The sequence below is a fragment of the Streptomyces sp. DF42 genome, assembly GCF_058267695.1.
Map to the genome: position 1 here is coordinate 4908485 of NZ_CM177859.1, position 14448 is coordinate 4922932.

General features: G+C 69.9%; 12 protein-coding genes and 1 pseudogene. 6 read left to right on the forward strand and 7 right to left on the reverse strand.

The features are described 5' to 3' along the window. Window positions 1–95 precede the first annotated feature (95 nt). Complete coding sequence (locus tag ACYUED_RS22420) at window positions 96–920, reverse strand: maleylpyruvate isomerase family mycothiol-dependent enzyme (RefSeq protein WP_491294047.1); 825 nt, start codon at window positions 918–920, stop codon at window positions 96–98. A gap of 179 nt (window positions 921–1099) precedes the next feature. Between ACYUED_RS22420 and ACYUED_RS22425 the strand changes: the two genes are divergently transcribed. Beyond that, window positions 1100–1894, forward strand: a complete 795-nt coding sequence (locus ACYUED_RS22425) for a carbon-nitrogen family hydrolase (RefSeq protein ID WP_491294049.1) — start codon at window positions 1100–1102, stop codon at window positions 1892–1894. On the opposite strand, the gene ACYUED_RS22430 is transcribed toward ACYUED_RS22425, so the two are convergent. The 5 genes and pseudogenes from ACYUED_RS22430 to ACYUED_RS22450 all read right to left on the reverse strand — a co-directional run bounded on the left by ACYUED_RS22430 (window position 1891) and on the right by ACYUED_RS22450 (window position 7066). After that, the gene (locus ACYUED_RS22430) at window positions 1891–2385 is read right to left on the reverse strand and encodes an LURP-one-related/scramblase family protein (RefSeq protein ID WP_491294051.1); all 495 of its coding nucleotides are present in this window, start codon (window positions 2383–2385) and stop codon (window positions 1891–1893) included. The two genes, ACYUED_RS22425 and ACYUED_RS22430, sit on opposite strands and share 4 nt — an antisense overlap. Further along, window positions 2382–3264 (reverse strand): annotated as a pseudogene (locus ACYUED_RS22435) (GlxA family transcriptional regulator); the annotation flags it as partial. The pseudogene ACYUED_RS22435 and the gene ACYUED_RS22430, both read right to left, overlap by 4 nt. 152 nt (window positions 3265–3416) lie before the next feature. Continuing rightward, a complete protein-coding gene (locus tag ACYUED_RS22440) occupies window positions 3417–3665 on the reverse strand; it encodes a DUF6458 family protein (protein ID WP_266518039.1) in 249 nt (82 codons plus the stop codon). Window positions 3666–3825: 160 nt separating this feature from the next. After that, complete coding sequence (locus ACYUED_RS22445) at window positions 3826–5118, reverse strand: M18 family aminopeptidase (RefSeq protein WP_491294054.1); 1293 nt, start codon at window positions 5116–5118, stop codon at window positions 3826–3828. Window positions 5119–5239: 121 nt separating this feature from the next. Further along, a complete protein-coding gene (locus tag ACYUED_RS22450; RefSeq protein WP_491294056.1) occupies window positions 5240–7066 on the reverse strand; it encodes an acyl-CoA dehydrogenase in 1827 nt (608 codons plus the stop codon). 149 nt (window positions 7067–7215) lie between these two features. Between ACYUED_RS22450 and ACYUED_RS22455 the strand changes: the two genes are divergently transcribed. The 3 genes from ACYUED_RS22455 (at window position 7216) to ACYUED_RS22465 (ending at window position 9944) form a co-directional block, all read left to right on the forward strand. Next, the gene (locus ACYUED_RS22455; protein WP_030939169.1) at window positions 7216–7683 is read left to right on the forward strand and encodes an SseB family protein; all 468 of its coding nucleotides are present in this window, start codon (window positions 7216–7218) and stop codon (window positions 7681–7683) included. 136 nt (window positions 7684–7819) lie between these two features. Continuing rightward, window positions 7820–8791, forward strand: a complete 972-nt coding sequence (locus ACYUED_RS22460) for a pirin family protein (protein ID WP_491294057.1) — start codon at window positions 7820–7822, stop codon at window positions 8789–8791. 85 nt (window positions 8792–8876) lie between these two features. Beyond that, window positions 8877–9944: an AI-2E family transporter gene (locus tag ACYUED_RS22465; protein WP_491294059.1), complete on the forward strand. Its 1068-nt coding sequence runs from the start codon at window positions 8877–8879 to the stop codon at window positions 9942–9944. Here ACYUED_RS22465 and ACYUED_RS22470 read toward each other — a convergent pair. Next, window positions 9893–12043: a SpoIIE family protein phosphatase gene (locus ACYUED_RS22470; RefSeq protein WP_491294060.1), complete on the reverse strand. Its 2151-nt coding sequence runs from the start codon at window positions 12041–12043 to the stop codon at window positions 9893–9895. The two genes, ACYUED_RS22465 and ACYUED_RS22470, sit on opposite strands and share 52 nt — an antisense overlap. Window positions 12044–12186: 143 nt before the next feature. Here ACYUED_RS22470 and aspS point away from each other — a divergent pair, with 143 nt between their 5' ends. Together aspS and ACYUED_RS22480 are read left to right on the forward strand one after the other, a co-directional pair. Next, complete coding sequence (aspS, locus tag ACYUED_RS22475) at window positions 12187–13950, forward strand: aspartate--tRNA ligase (RefSeq protein ID WP_491294061.1); 1764 nt, start codon at window positions 12187–12189, stop codon at window positions 13948–13950. Between the two features lie 100 nt (window positions 13951–14050). After that, window positions 14051–14446, forward strand: a complete 396-nt coding sequence (locus ACYUED_RS22480) for a hypothetical protein (protein ID WP_491294064.1) — start codon at window positions 14051–14053, stop codon at window positions 14444–14446. Window positions 14447–14448: the final 2 nt, after the last annotated feature.

Consider the following 14448-nt stretch of genomic DNA (forward strand, 5'->3'; position numbering starts at 1 on the left):
GCCGGTGTGAGGCGGGGTGCCCGCCGCGAACCGCCTTCACCGCTGACGTGTCCGCTGTGTCCGCTGGGTTTGCTGTGGTGCCCTCGGGCGACGCCCTACGACGTCACGGTGAAGTTACGCAGGATCGCGCCCGTCAGCTCCGGGTCCCCCTCCGCCTTCACCCGGTCCGCCACGGCCGCGGGCGTCACCCGGCCGCAGGCCAGGCGGACGTACGTCTCCCAGTCGAGGGTGAGGGTGGCGGCGGGGCCGAGGGCGGGGGCGGTCTCCAGGGTGCCCCGGCCCTGGATGTCGACGCGGATGGTGCGCAGGAACTCGATCGGGCCGTGCACGTCGAAGACGACCGCCGAACTGCGCGGCGCGGACGCGTCGTCGGCGACGATCCTCGGCAGCTCGGCGAGGAGCACGTCACGTGCGATGTGCGCGCCGGGGGAGTCGAGGTTGCCGGGGCGGCCGAGGGCGGCGCGCAGGTCCTGTTCGTGCACCCACACGTTGAACGCATGGGCGCGCATGGACTCTTCGAGGCCGAGTTCGCTGCCGAGCGGGCCGCGCACCTTGGTGCCCGGGTCACGCGACTCGTTCCGCAGCTGGCGGTTGCGGCGGATGATCACGTACTCCAGCTCGGAGGTCATCTCCGGCGCCGTGTGGTGGCGGCGGACGTCGACCTGCATCTCCATGTAGCGCTGGCTGTCGTTGGTGACGTGGAAGAGGTCGCGCGGCAGCGTGTGGATGGGGCGCGGGTCGCCCAGCATCTCGCAGTCCAGACCCATGACGTGGGAGACCACGTCACGGACCGACCAGCCCGGGCACGGCGTCCGCCGGTTCCACTCTCCCTCCGCCAGTGGTCCCACCAGCTCGGATATCGCTTCGATGGAGTGGGTCCAGGCGTCGGCGTAGGGCTGGAGGGTGGGATGCAGACTCACGGAACGGGACCCCTCGGCGGTCGGTACACGGGCTGGTGGTGGCGGCGTTGCCAGTGGGAGGTGGCTGTCGGCGGGTGTCTTGGAACGCTAAGTTACGCTGCCCTGAGGCACCCCGGCAGTGCTTTCGTGTGACGATCGTAGGCCCGTGTGGACGGCTCGAATGCCAGGACGGTGGTAGTGTGCGCGCCTCTCTCATCCAGATCGCCGTAAAAGAGGGCGAATCGGTCGAATCGCGTCGGCGGCGGGTGGCTTCGCTGGTACGGGAACAGGCCGGGGCCGATCTGGTCGTGCTGCCGGAGCTGTGGACGACGGGAGCCTTCGCCTACCAGGAGTTCGGCAGCGAGGCCGAACCGCTCGAAGGGCCGACGTACGAGGCGATGGCCAAGGCGGCGAGCGACGCGGGCGTGTGGCTGCACGCGGGCTCGATCCCCGAACGTGACCCCGAGGGCCCCCTCTACAACACCTCCCTCGTCTTCTCCCCCTCCGGTGATCTCGCCGCCGCCTACCGCAAGATCCACCGCTTCGGCTTCGACAAGGGCGAGGCCGTGTTGATGGGCGCGGGGCGCGAACTGGTGACAGTCCGTCTGCCAGAGACGACCCTCGGCCTCGCCACCTGCTACGACCTCCGCTTCCCCGAACTCTTCCGTGGTCTCGTCGACGCCGGCGCCGCGACCTTCGTCGTCCCGGCGGGCTGGCCGGAGCGCCGCCGGGCGCACTGGACGCTGCTGGCCCAGGCGCGGGCGGTCGAGAACCAGGCGTTCGTGCTTGCCTGTGGAACGGCCGGGACGCATGCGGGAGTTCCACAGGCGGGTCACTCGATCGTGGTGGATCCGTGGGGCGAGGTGCTCGCTCAGGCAGGGGCGGGCGAGGAGATCCTCACCGTGGACTTCGACCCGGCGAAGGTCGCGGCCACGCGCGAGCAGTTCCCGGCCCTGAAGGACCGCATGCTGGGACTGGAACCCCCGCGCCGCTAGTCGTCCTCCCGTTCCTTCTCCGCCAGGTGGATCACGCACACCGCCACCGCGACCAGCAGCGCCGGGTCCGCGTCGTCCCGTACGACGTCGACGCCGTAGGTCTCCCGGACGTGCAGCCACCTCCGGGAGATGACGGCCAGCAGCTCACCGTCGTACTCGACGGCGAACTCCCGGTCGAGGATCTTGCCGCTGACGTCGAGCTCGGTGCCGTCGACCAGGGAGACCCGGTAGTGGTTGCGCAGCAGCGACAGACGCTTGCGCTTGATACGGGCGAAGGCCTGGCCGTCCCGTCCGATCACCATGGTGTCGCGCAGGGCGAACATCTTCTGGTGGATGTCGATGAGGACGCGCCCCTGCGTGTCCTTCAGCTCGAAGGTGTCCCTGAGACGCATGGCCTTGCCGTCGACGAGGAACACCTTGTTGCCGTGCTCGTCCTCGATCCAGTAGTCGTCACCGAAGCCGAGGAGTCGGTCGCGTACGAGGAATCTCATGCCGTTACCGCTTCCCCGGCGGCCGGTCCGAAACGCCGCCGGTAGGCCGACGGGCTGAGTCCGGTCTCGCGCCGCACGCGCGCGCAGGTTCGCCGCGGTCCCGAGACCGCTCCTCGCGGCCACCACGTCCAGCCGCTCCTCCCCACGCTCGATCAGCCGGCAGGCCAACGCCACCCGCTCCCCCGTCAGCCACGCCAGCGGCGTCGTCCCGAGCTCCGTCCGGAAGCGCCGGTGGAGCGTGGCGGGCGAGAACGCCGCACGGGCCGCCAGGTCCGCCACCGTCAGCGGCTCCCCCAACCGCTCCTGCGCCCACGCCAGCAGGGGCGCGAGCGACTCCTCGGGCACCTGAGGCACCTGCCGCTCCACGAACTGCCGCTGTCCGCCGTTTCGGTGGGCCGCGAAGACCAGCCTCCGGGCGACGGCGTTGGCGATCTCGGCGCCGTGGTCCTTCCTGATGACGTGTAGGCCGAGGTCGAGCGCGGCGGCGCTGCCGGCGGCGGTCAGGATGCCGCCCTCGTCGACGAAGAGCACGTCGGGCTCCAGCAGGACCTTCGGATGCAGCTCGCGGAAGGTCTCGGCCCACATCCAGTGTGTGGTGGCCCGCCGCCCGTCCAGCAGCCCGGCCTCGGCGAGCGCGAAACTGCCGGTGCACAGGCTCATCACGCGCGCCTCCCGCGCGTGGGCGCGCCGGATCGCCTCCAGGACGGCCTCGCCGCGCGGTACGACGTTGTCCGGCCGGCCGGGCACGACGAGGGTGTCGGCCTCGTCCACCGCGTCCAGCCCCGGCACCCCGGCCAGGGTGAAGAACCCGTGGTTCATCCGTACCTCGGGCGTGGGCGCGCACAGCGTCACCTCGTACAGCGGGCCGGGAAGGCCGACTGAACGTCCGCGCCCCTCAGGCCGGCCGGGGCGGCTGGGCAGGAACAGGGGCGTGCCCGTCCGCCTCACGGTGGAGGGGACGGGCCGCCTCCTGCTGGTGCCGGCCTCTGTGCGGGCCTTGGTACCGACTTTGCGCTCGCCGGGATGGACGCTCAGACGCCGTAGCCGTCGCTGTAGCCGTCCCGGTGGTGGTGTCGTTCCTCCTCGACGACCGGCGTCGTGGGCGGCACCACCACGCGCCGACGTCGGGCGATGCCGCTGAAGGTGCTGACGCCGATCAGTCCGACGATCATGAGGATGATCCCGACCACGTCGAGATTGACCCCCTTCATCTGCCAGTCGGTCGCGAACGTGAGGATGGCTCCCGCGGCGATGAGGATGATGCATCCGCCGAGGCCCATGCGCGTCGCCTCCCTGCCCGGTCCGGTGGGTCCGGTCTCTCCGGCCTTCCCGGTCGCCCGGTCAACTGCGGGTACCCGCCCCGCCCGTGCCCATGCGGAGGCGATCGCTCACGTCTCGGAACTGGCGGAACCGCACGTCACGGAACCGCCCATCACGGAACTACCCCTGCAGAAAGGCCACCAGGGCGTTCGCCAGCAGATGCGGGTCGTCCACGCCGCACAACTCCCGTGCGCTGTGCATCGAGAGGATCGCGACGCCGATGTCGACCGTCTTGATGCCGTGCCGGGCCGCGGTGATCGGGCCGATCGTGGTGCCGCAGGGCATGGAGTTGTTGGAGACGAAGGACTGGAAGGGGACGTTCGCCTTCTCGCAGGCGGCGGCGAACACCGCGCGTCCCGAACCGTCCGTGGCGTAGCGGTTGTTGACGTTGACCTTGAGGATCGGGCCGCCGTTGACGCGGGGGTGGTGCGTCGGGTCGTGGCGCTCCGCGTAGTTGGGGTGCACCGCGTGGCCCGTGTCCGAGGAGAGACAGACCGTGCCCGCGAAGGCTCTCGCCCGGTCCTCGAAGGACCCTCCGCGCGCGAACACCGAGCGCTCCAGCACACTGCCGAGCAGCGGCCCGTCCGCGCCCGTGTCCGACTGCGAGCCGTTCTCCTCGTGGTCGAACGCGGCCAGTACGGGGATGCAGTCCGGGTCGGCGCCCGAGACCGCGGTGAGTGCTGCCACGCCGGAGTGGACCGACAGCAGGTTGTCCATGCGCGGGCCCGCGAGCAGCTCCTTGTCCCGGCCCAGGTGGGCCGGCGGCTCCACGGAGTGCGTCATCAGGTCCCAGCCGGTGACCTCGCCCGCCGCCAGCCCCGCGGTCTCCTCCAGGAAGGCGATCAGGTCCCCGTCGCGCACATCGCCGCCCAGACCCCAGATCGGCTGCAGATGGCGCTGCTTGTCGAGCTTGAGGCCCTCCGTCGACACCGAACGGTCCAGATGGATCGCGAGCTGGGGGACACGCAGCAGCGGCCGGTCGACGTTCACCAGACGCGTGGAGCCGTCCCGCAGCGTCAGCCGGCCGGCCAGGCCCAGGTCGCGGTCGAGCCAGGAGTTGAGCAGAGGCCCGCCGTAGATCTCCACGGCCACCTGGCGCCAGCCGTGCGCGCCGGTGTCCGGCTGCGGCTTGACCCGAAGGTTCGGGGAGTCGGTGTGCGCGCCGACGATGCGGAACGGCGTGTGGGGCGCCGCGCCCTCGGGGACGTACCAGGCCACGATCGCGCCGCCACGCAGTACGTACTTGCCGCCGCTCGTCCCGTCCCAGGCGTCCGTCTCCGCGACCTGCCTGAAGCCTGCCTTCTCCAGCCGCTCGGCGGCACTCGCCACCGCGTGGTAAGGCGACGGACTGGCCGTCAGGAAGGACATGAGGTCGTCGGTGTGGCCGCGGTCGAAGCGGGGGGGTTCGCTCATGGGGTTCACCTTAACGACGTACGAGGGCCCACTCCTCGTGAAGGGGAGCGGGCCCTCGTGAGGGCGATGTGGAGTTCTGGCTACCCAGAACGAGGGAACGCGGAACCCGGAACCGGGCAGGCTAGAACGCGGCCTCGTCGAGCTCCATCAGGTCCAGGTCGACGCCCTCGGCGAGCTTGCGGGCGCCGGTGACACCCGGCAGGACGTTGGCCGCGAAGAACTTCGCCGCCGCGATCTTGCCCGTGTAGAACGCTGTGTCCTTCGCGGACGCCGTCTCCAGCTTCTCGGCGGCGATCGCGGCACCCTTGAGCAGCAGGTAGCCGACGACCACGTCACCGGAGGCGAGCAGCACACGGCTGGTGTTCAGGCCCACCTTGTAGATGTTCTTGACGTCCTGCTCGGTGGCCGCGAGGTCGGTCAGCATCAGACCGACGATGGCCTCCAGCTCGACGGCGGCCTTCGCGAGGTGCTCGCGGGCGCCGGCCAGCTCCTCGCCGCCCGTGCCCAGCGCGAGGAACTTCTTGATGTCCTCGGCGAGGGAGTTGAGGGCCGCGCCCTGGTTGCGGACGATCTTCCGGAAGAAGAAGTCCTGGCCCTGGATCGCCGTCGTGCCCTCGTACAGGGTGTCGATCTTGGCGTCGCGGATGTACTGCTCGATCGGGTACTCCTGCAGGAAGCCGGAGCCGCCGAAGGTCTGCAGCGACTGGGCGAGCTGCTCGTAGCCCTTCTCGGAGCCGTAGCCCTTGACGATCGGCAGGAGCAGGTCGTTCAGCGCCTCCAGCGCGGAGATGTCCTCGCCGGCCGCCTCCTTGACCTGGATCTCGTCCTGGAGGGAGGCCGTGTAGAGCACCAGCGCACGCATGCCCTCCGCGTACGCCTTCTGCGTCATCAGCGAGCGGCGTACGTCCGGGTGGTGCGTGATGGTGACCTTGGGCGCGCTCTTGTCCATGAAGTTCGCCAGGTCGGGGCCCTGGACGCGCTCCTTGGCGTACTCCAGCGCGTTCAGGTAGCCCGTCGACAACGTGGAGATCGCCTTCGTGCCGACCATCATCCGCGCGAACTCGATGATGCGGAACATCTGGCGGATGCCGTCGTGCTTGTCGCCGATCAGCCAGCCCTTGGCGGGGTGCCGGTCGCCGAAGGTCATCTCGCAGGTGTTGGACGCCTTGAGGCCCATCTTGTGCTCGACGTTCGTCGCGTACACGCCGTTGCGCTCGCCCAGCTCGCCGGTCTCGAAGTCGAAGAGGTACTTCGGGACGAGGAAGAGGGACAGGCCCTTGGTGCCGGGGCCGTGGCCCTCCGGGCGGGCGAGGACGTAGTGGAGGATGTTCTCCTCCATGTCGTGCTCACCGGACGTGATGAACCGCTTCACGCCCTCTATGTGCCAGGAGCCGTCCTCCTGCTGGACCGCCTTGGTACGGCCGGCGCCGACGTCCGAGCCCGCGTCGGGCTCGGTCAGCACCATGGTCGAGCCCCAGGTGCGCTCCACCGCGATCTTCGCGATGTGCTTCTGGACGTCGTTGCCCTCGTCGAAGAGGATGCCGGCGAACGCCGGGCCGGAGGCGTACATCCACACGGCCGGGTTCGAGCCGAGCAGCAGCTCCGCATAGGCCCAGATCAGGGAGCGCGGGGAGGTGGTGCCGCCGACCTCCTCGGGCAGGCCGAGCCGCCAGTACTCGGATTCCATGAAGGCCTTGTAGCTCTTCTTGAAGGACGCGGGGACCGGGGCGGTGTTCGTCTCCGGGTCGAAGACCGGCGGGTTGCGGTCCGCGTCCGCGAAGGACTCCGCCAGCTCGTTCTCCGCGAGCCGGGTCATCTCCTGGAGGATGCTTTTCGCGGTCTCGGTGTCCATCTCCTCGAACGGGCCGGTGCCGTACAGCTTGTCCCGCCCCAGGACCTCGAAGAGGTTGAACTCGATGTCGCGCAGATTCGACTTGTAGTGCCCCATGGCGACGGCTCCGTTAAAGAGATCGGCGAGGCACCGGGTGTAGCTCCTCGCGCTAGTTCACATACCAACAAGTAGCTACGATGATGCTACCCGTCGGTAATAAGAAGCAACCCCGAACGGGTCATCTGTGACTCAGTACTCTTGCGCCCATGTACGGCTACGACCAGAACGTGGGTGCGGGTGCCCAGCAGCAGTACGCCCAGCCGCAGCAGGGCCCGGGCGGTTACGGGCAGCAGCAGCCGCTGTACCCCGAGCCGTCCCCGCCGTCCCTCGCGGACGCGGTGCGGGCCTTCACCACCGGCCAATTGTCCGCGGAGGACTTCCAGCAGGTCTTCGCGACCTCGAAGGTCTACTGCCCGCGCGGCGACAACCCCGGCTTCCTCGCCCTGCACAACACCCAGCAGCCGGTGATCCCCATGTTCACCTCGCTCAAGGAACTGCGCCGGTACGCGGGCAAGGAGTCCAAGTACTTCGTGATCACGGGAGCCGAGGTCATCGACCTCCTGCCCACCGGCTACGGTTTCGTCCTCGACATGGAGGGCGAGCACCGCATGGTCTTCGACGCGAAGGCCGTGGAGCAGATGGTCGAGTTCGCGATGCGCAGGATGTACGGCTGACAGCCGCGCACGCGGCTGACGTCCACCGCCCCGTTGTACCCGACGCCCGGAGGGAATGTCCTCCGGGCTTTCTCTGTTGGGGCTGGTAGAAAGTTCAACGCTCAACTAAAGTGGTCGTACACAAGGAGGTACCGACATGCCTGCAGTGACCGTCGAGAACCCGCTGACGCTGCCGCGCGTGACCGCGTCGGCCGATGCCGTGGCACGTCCCGTACTCGCCGTCACGACCGCGCCGAGCGGGTTCGAGGGCGAGGGCTTCCCGGTGCGCCGGGCGTTCGCCGGGATCAACTACCGGCATCTGGATCCGTTCATCATGATGGATCAGATGGGCGAGGTGGAGTACGCGCCGGGTGAGCCCAAGGGCACCCCCTGGCACCCGCACCGCGGCTTCGAGACCGTCACGTACATCATCGACGGCATCTTCGACCACCAGGACTCGCAGGGCGGTGGCGGCACCATCACCAACGGCGACACCCAGTGGATGACCGCGGGCTCGGGCCTCTTGCACATCGAGGCGCCGCCGGAGTCCCTCGTCATGTCCGGCGGCCTCTTCCACGGTCTGCAGCTGTGGGTGAACCTCCCGGCCAAGGACAAGATGATGGCCCCGCGCTACCAGGACATCCGTGGCGGCAACGTCCAGCTGCTGACGACCCCGGACGGCGGCGCGCTCCTGCGCGTCATCGCCGGTGAGCTGGACGGTCACCAGGGTCCCGGCATCACGCACACGCCGATCACGATGATCCACGCGACGCTGGCGCCGGGCGCGGAGATCACGCTGCCGTGGCGCGAGGACTTCAACGGGCTTGCGTATGTGCTGGCGGGGCGCGGTGCGGTGGGCGCTGATCGGCGTCCGGTCCAGAAGGGGCAGACGGCGGTATTCGGTGCCGGCGGGTCCCTGACCGTCCGCGCGGACGACAAGCAGGACTCCAACGCGCCGGACCTGGAGGTCGTACTCCTGGGCGGGCAGCCGATCCGTGAGCCGATGGCCCACTACGGCCCGTTCGTCATGAACACCCGCGAGGAACTCCAGCAGGCCTTCGACGACTTCCAGAAGGGCCGGCTCGGGACGATCCCCGCGGTGCACGGGATGACCGAGGGCGGCCTGTAGGACCGCGAGCGACGCACCGCCGGATCTCACCCGGCTGGGTCGTTCGCGCAGGACAGCGCATGCACGCGCGTGATCCGCTGGACGGGTGCAGTTCCTTCCCGACCCCGTCCGGCGGTTCGCCGCCTGGTGCGCTGTCGTGCTGCTCGGTGCGGGAGTGGTCTACGTCGGGGTGCTGCTGTGCTCCGCGTTCCGTACGGCCGTGGTGCCGGTGCTGCTCGCCCTGCTCGGGACCGCCCTGCTGGGGCCCCTGCACCGGCGGCTCGTGAAGGCCGGGGTCAACCGGTCCCTCGCCGCCGGGCTCACCTGCGTGGCGGTCGTGGCCGTCGTCGGTGGAGCCGTGTACATCGTCGTCGCCGCGCTCGTCGACACCGGTGACGAGATCGTCGCCTCGCTGAAGGAGGCGGGCCAGGGGGTCGCCGACCACTTCGGGGCCGCGGGGACCTCGCTGGACGACCTCGCCACGAACGCGAAGGACCTGCTCACCAAGTTCGGCGGGACGGCCGCGTCCAACGTCATCAGCGGGGTCAGCGTCGTGGGCGAGGGCATCGCCATGGCCGTGCTGGCGCTGTTCCTCGTCTTCTTCTTCCTGCGGGACTCGCACAAGGCCGCCGGCCTGGTCCGGGAGATCGCTCCGGGGCCGGGCGGCGAGACGCTGGAGGCCATGGCACGACGGGCCTTCGAGGCCGTCGAGGGGTTCATGCGCGGTACCACCTTCATCGCGCTCATCGACGCCGTCTGCATCACCGTGGGACTGCTGGTCCTGGGTGTGCCGGGGGCCGTGGGGCTGGGCGCGCTCGTGTTCGTCGGCGCCTTCATCCCCTACCTCGGCGCCTTCATCTCCGGTGCCGTCGCCGTGCTGGTCGCGCTCGCCGACCGCGGGTTCGTGATCGCGCTGTGGGTACTCGGCGTCGTCCTCGCCGTGCAGGTGCTGGAGGGGCATGTGCTCACGCCGGTGATCCAGAGCCGGACCGCGCAGATGCACCCGGCGGTGGTGATGGTCGCGATCACGGCTGGGGCGTCCGTGGCGGGGATCCTCGGCATGCTGCTCGCCGTACCGCTCGCCGCGGCCGGCTTCGCGGTCGTACACGAACTGCGGGCGCGCTACGCCGAACCCGAGCCGTCCGGGGGCTCGGCCGAGCCTCCGGATTCGTAGAGCTCGAACCAGATGCTCTTGCCCTCGCCCTGAGGGTCCACGCCCCAGGCGTCCGCGAGCAGCTCGATGAGGATCAATCCGCGGCCGGAGGAGGCCAGTTCGCCGGGGCGGCGCTTGTGCGGGAGGGCGTCGCTGGTGTCGTTGACCTGGATCCGCATCCGGCGGCTCCCGGGTTCGCCCCGCACCTCCGCCAGCAGCAGCGCGTCGGCGTCGGTGTGCACGAGGACGTTGGTGAGCATCTCGGAGACCAGCAGCACCGCGGAGTCGACCTGGTCGGGCGAGGGCCAGTCGTGGAGCAGCTCACGCAGCTGCTGACGGGCCACCGCCACCCGCTCCGGTTCCGCCTGTGCGACGGAGAGCATGGTGCGGCGCACCGGCGACGGCAGGAACAGTGCCTCGCCGTAGCCCTCCCCCGGCCGGCTCAGCAGCAGTACGGCTATGTCGTCCTCGCGCCGGTCGGCGAGCGGGCCGGTGGTGTGGTGGGAGGAGGGTCCGTGCACGCCCTGCACCAGGGCGTCCGCCAGTTCCTCCAGATCGCCCTTGTGCTCCTCCAGGATCGTGCGGATCCGCTGCCAGCCGCTCTCCAGGTCGTGGCCGCCGGTCTCGATCAGGCCGTCGGTGCAGACCAGCATGGTCTCGCCGGCTTCGAGGGCGATCCGGGTGGTCGGGTAGTCCGCGTCCGGGTCGATGCCGAGAGGCAGGCCGCCCGCCGTCGGACGGGCCATCACCGTGCCGTCGGCCATGCGGATGGCCGGGTCGGGGTGCCCGGCGCGGGCGATGTCGAGGGTGCCGGTCGCCGGATCGGCCTCGACGTACAGACAGGTCGCGAAGCGCAGGTCCGAGTGGGCGTCGTCCTCGGCAGCTCCGTCCGTCATGCCGTGCAGGAAGCGGGAGGCACGGGAGAGCACCGCGTCGGGGCGGTGGCCCTCGGAGGCGTAGGCGCGCAGGGCGATGCGGAGCTGGCCCATCAGACCGGCCGCCCGGACGTCATGGCCCTGGACGTCGCCGATGACCAGGGCGATACGGCCGTTGGGCAGCGGGATCATGTCGTACCAGTCGCCGCCGACCTGGAGCCCGCCCCCGGTGGGGACGTAGCGGGCGGTGACGTTCATGCCCGGTATCTGCGGGCCGAGCGTCGGCATCATCGAGCGCTGCAGGCCGTCCGTCAGCGCGCGCTCGGTCTCGGCGACACCGGCGCGGGACAGTGCCTGGGCGAGCATGCGGGCGACCGTCGTCAGCACCGACCGCTCGTCGGGATTGAAGGTGACGGGGTAGGCGAAGGCCGCCATCCAGGCGCCCATCGTGCGGCCGGCCACGGTCAGCGGCAGAAAGGCCCAGGAGTGGCGCCCGAAGGACGAGGCGAGCGGCCAGGTGACCGGGTAGCGGGATCTGTACTGCTCCGGGGTGGAGATGTAGACGGCGCGGCCGGTGCGGACCACCTCGGCGGCCGGATAGTCCGTGTCCAGGGACATGTGGGAGAAGGGGCCGTCATCGCCGGGCTGGGCCCCGTGGTGGCCGGTGATCGTCAGCCGGTCGCCCTCGACGCCGAACACCGCGAGCCCGTCGGGGCTGAACCCCGGCATCGACAGGCCCGCCGCGACCCGCAGCACCTCCTCCGTGGACCGTGCCTCGGCCAGCGCCCGTCCCGCGTCCAGCAGGAACGCCTCCCTGGACCGCCGCCAGTCGCCGGTGACGGCGCTGCGTCCGGCCGGGGTGCCGGGCGTCGGCTCGGTCACCTCCTGGAGGGTGCCGATCAGCTGGAACGACTTCTTGCCGGGGTCGAAAGAGGGCTTGGAACGGGAGCGGACGACGCGGATCACCCGTCCGTGCTCGTCCATGATCCGGATCCGCACCTCTGCCAGCGTGCCCTCCGTGACGGCCAGCCCGACGACGGCGATGATCTCGTTCCAGTCGACCGGGTGGAGACGGGCCCTTGCCCGGGCTTCCGTGAGGGTCGTCTGGACGGCGGGCAGACCGAGGAGCCGGGCGGCTTCGGCATCGACCGTGACCAGTTCCGTGGCGGTGTCCCAGTGCCACAGGCCGGTCGCGAGGGCGGCGAGAACCTCCCCCACGGCGGGCAGAGGCTCACCAGTGCGCATTGCCCCACTTTATGGAGAGGTGATCGAGGAGTGCCACCGATTGACCCGTCTTAATGGTGGGGAGCTGATCGTGGGGTGCCCGGTACCCTGGGGTTGTTTCACGTGAAACGTACCCCCGATCCGCGAAGGCTGGATGAACGACGATGCATCGGTACAGGTCCCACACCTGCGGCGAGCTCCGCGCCTCTGACGTCGGCACCGACGTCCGGCTGAGTGGCTGGCTGCACAATCGGCGCGACCTGGGCGGCATCCTCTTCATCGATCTGCGTGATCACTACGGCATCACGCAGCTCGTCGCCCGCCCTGGAACCCCGGCCTACGAGGCCCTCGACAAGGTCACCAAGGAGTCGACGGTCCGCGTCGACGGCAAGGTCGTCTCCCGGGGCGCCGACAACGTCAACCCGGACCTGCCGACCGGTGAGATCGAGGTCGAGGTCGGCGAGGTCGAGCTGCTCGGCGCCGCCGCCCCGCTCCCCTTCACGATCAACACCGAGGACGGGGTGAACGAGGAGCGCCGCCTGGAGTACCGCTTCCTCGACCTGCGCCGCGAGCGCATGCACCGCAACATCCTGCTGCGTACGTCGGTCATCTCGGCGATCCGGCACAAGATGACGGCGCTGGGCTTCAACGAGATGGCGACGCCGATCCTGTCGGCGACCTCCCCCGAGGGCGCCCGCGACTTCGTGGTCCCCTCCCGGCTGAACCCGGGCAGGTTCTACGCCCTGCCGCAGGCGCCGCAGCAGTTCAAGCAGCTGCTGATGATCTCCGGCTTCGACCGCTACTTCCAGATCGCGCCCTGCTTCCGTGACGAGGACGCCCGCGCGGACCGTTCGCCGGGCGAGTTCTACCAGCTCGACGTCGAGATGAGCTTCGTCGAGCAGGAAGACGTCTTCCAGCCGATCGAGCAGCTCATGACCGAACTGTTCGAGGAGTTCGGCGGCGGCCGCCATGTCACCTCGCCCTTCCCGCGGATCCCGTTCCGCGAGGCGATGCTGAAGTACGGCTCCGACAAGCCGGACCTGCGGGCCCAGCTGGAGCTCGTCGACATCACCGACGTCTTCGACGGCTCGGAGTTCAAGGCGTTCGCGGGCAAGCACGTGCGCGCCCTGGCGGTGCCGGGGGTCCAGGACCAGCCCCGTAAGTTCTTCGACCAGCTCGGCGACTTCGCCGTCTCGCTGGGCGCGAAGGGCCTGGCCTGGGTGCGCGTCACCGAGGATGGGTCCCTCACCGGCCCGATCGCCAAGTTCCTCACCGAGGAGAACGTCGCCGAGCTGACCAAGCGCCTGTCGCTGGCCGCCGGCCACGCCGTTTTCTTCGGCGCGGGCGAGTTCGACGAGGTCTCGAAGATCATGGGCGCGGTGCGGGTCGAGGCCGCCAAGCGTGCCGGGCACTTCGAGGAGGGCGTCTTCCGGTTCTGCTGGATCGTCGACTTCCCGATGTACGAGAAGGACGAGGAGACCGGCGCGATCGACTTCTCGCACAACCCCTTCTCGATGCCGCAGGGCGGTCTGGAGGCCCTGGAGACCCAGGACCCGCTGGACATCCTGGGTTGGCAGTACGACATCGTCTGCAACGGCGTCGAGCTGTCCTCCGGCGCGATCCGTAACCACGAGCCCGACATCATGCTCAAGGCCTTCGAGATCGCGGGCTACGACCGTGAGACCGTCGAGGACAAGTTCGCCGGCATGCTGCGCGCCTTCCGCTTCGGCGCCCCGCCGCACGGCGGCATCGCCCCCGGCGTCGACCGCATCGTGATGCTGCTCGCCGACGAGCCGAACATCCGCGAGACCATCGCCTTCCCGCTCAACGGCAACGCCCAGGACCTGATGATGGGCGCGCCGACGGAGCTGGAGGAGGCGCGGCTGAAGGAACTGCACCTGTCGGTGCGCAAGCCGCAGCCGAAGTAGCGCACGGATCTCAGGCGGATACGAAGGGCTCGAAACCAACGTCGGTTTCGAGCCCTTTCCCTTGGGCACCCTGATGCACAGCTCGTGCAAGGAGGACGCCATGGGGTACGCGATCGCGTTCTCGGCGCTCCTGGTCGTCGGGGCGCTCGGTGCGGTCGTCGCACTGCGGCGTTCGCAGGCGGTCCGGGGCAGGACCGACCTGGACGCGGAGGCCGAGGCCAACCGCTGGCTGATACGGCTGGGCGGCAGCCTGATGCCGCCGGGAGCGAGCAGTCGGGCGACAGGCGGCCGGTCGGCGGGGCAGTCGCTCGCGGACGCCGCCGAGTGCCATCGCGCCGCCCGGGCCCTGCTCTCCGACGCCCGTACCGCCGCGGACTTCGAGCGGGTGACGCGGACGGCGCAGGAGGGGCTGCGGCATGTCGCCACGGCACGGGAGGCGCTGGGGCTTGCGAGGGACCCGGCCCCGACGACCGGCACCGGGGTGCTGACAGGCTGACC

What these genes read in the sequence shown, in the direction of transcription:
- ACYUED_RS22430 (WP_491294051.1), bottom strand. Translation starts at nt 2,385, where the DNA reads ATGAGATTCCTCGTACGCGACCGACTCCTCGGCTTCGGTGACGACTAC.
- ACYUED_RS22440 (WP_266518039.1), bottom strand. Translation starts at nt 3,665, where the DNA reads ATGGGCCTCGGCGGATGCATCATCCTCATCGCCGCGGGAGCCATCCTC.
- ACYUED_RS22445 (WP_491294054.1), bottom strand. Translation starts at nt 5,118, where the DNA reads ATGAGCGAACCCCCCCGCTTCGACCGCGGCCACACCGACGACCTCATG.
- ACYUED_RS22450 (WP_491294056.1), bottom strand. Translation starts at nt 7,066, where the DNA reads ATGGGGCACTACAAGTCGAATCTGCGCGACATCGAGTTCAACCTCTTC.
- ACYUED_RS22455 (WP_030939169.1), top strand. Translation starts at nt 7,216, where the DNA reads ATGTACGGCTACGACCAGAACGTGGGTGCGGGTGCCCAGCAGCAGTAC.
- ACYUED_RS22460 (WP_491294057.1), top strand. Translation starts at nt 7,820, where the DNA reads ATGCCTGCAGTGACCGTCGAGAACCCGCTGACGCTGCCGCGCGTGACC.
- ACYUED_RS22470 (WP_491294060.1), bottom strand. Translation starts at nt 12,043, where the DNA reads ATGCGCACTGGTGAGCCTCTGCCCGCCGTGGGGGAGGTTCTCGCCGCC.
- aspS (WP_491294061.1), top strand. Translation starts at nt 12,187, where the DNA reads ATGCATCGGTACAGGTCCCACACCTGCGGCGAGCTCCGCGCCTCTGAC.
- ACYUED_RS22480 (WP_491294064.1), top strand. Translation starts at nt 14,051, where the DNA reads ATGGGGTACGCGATCGCGTTCTCGGCGCTCCTGGTCGTCGGGGCGCTC.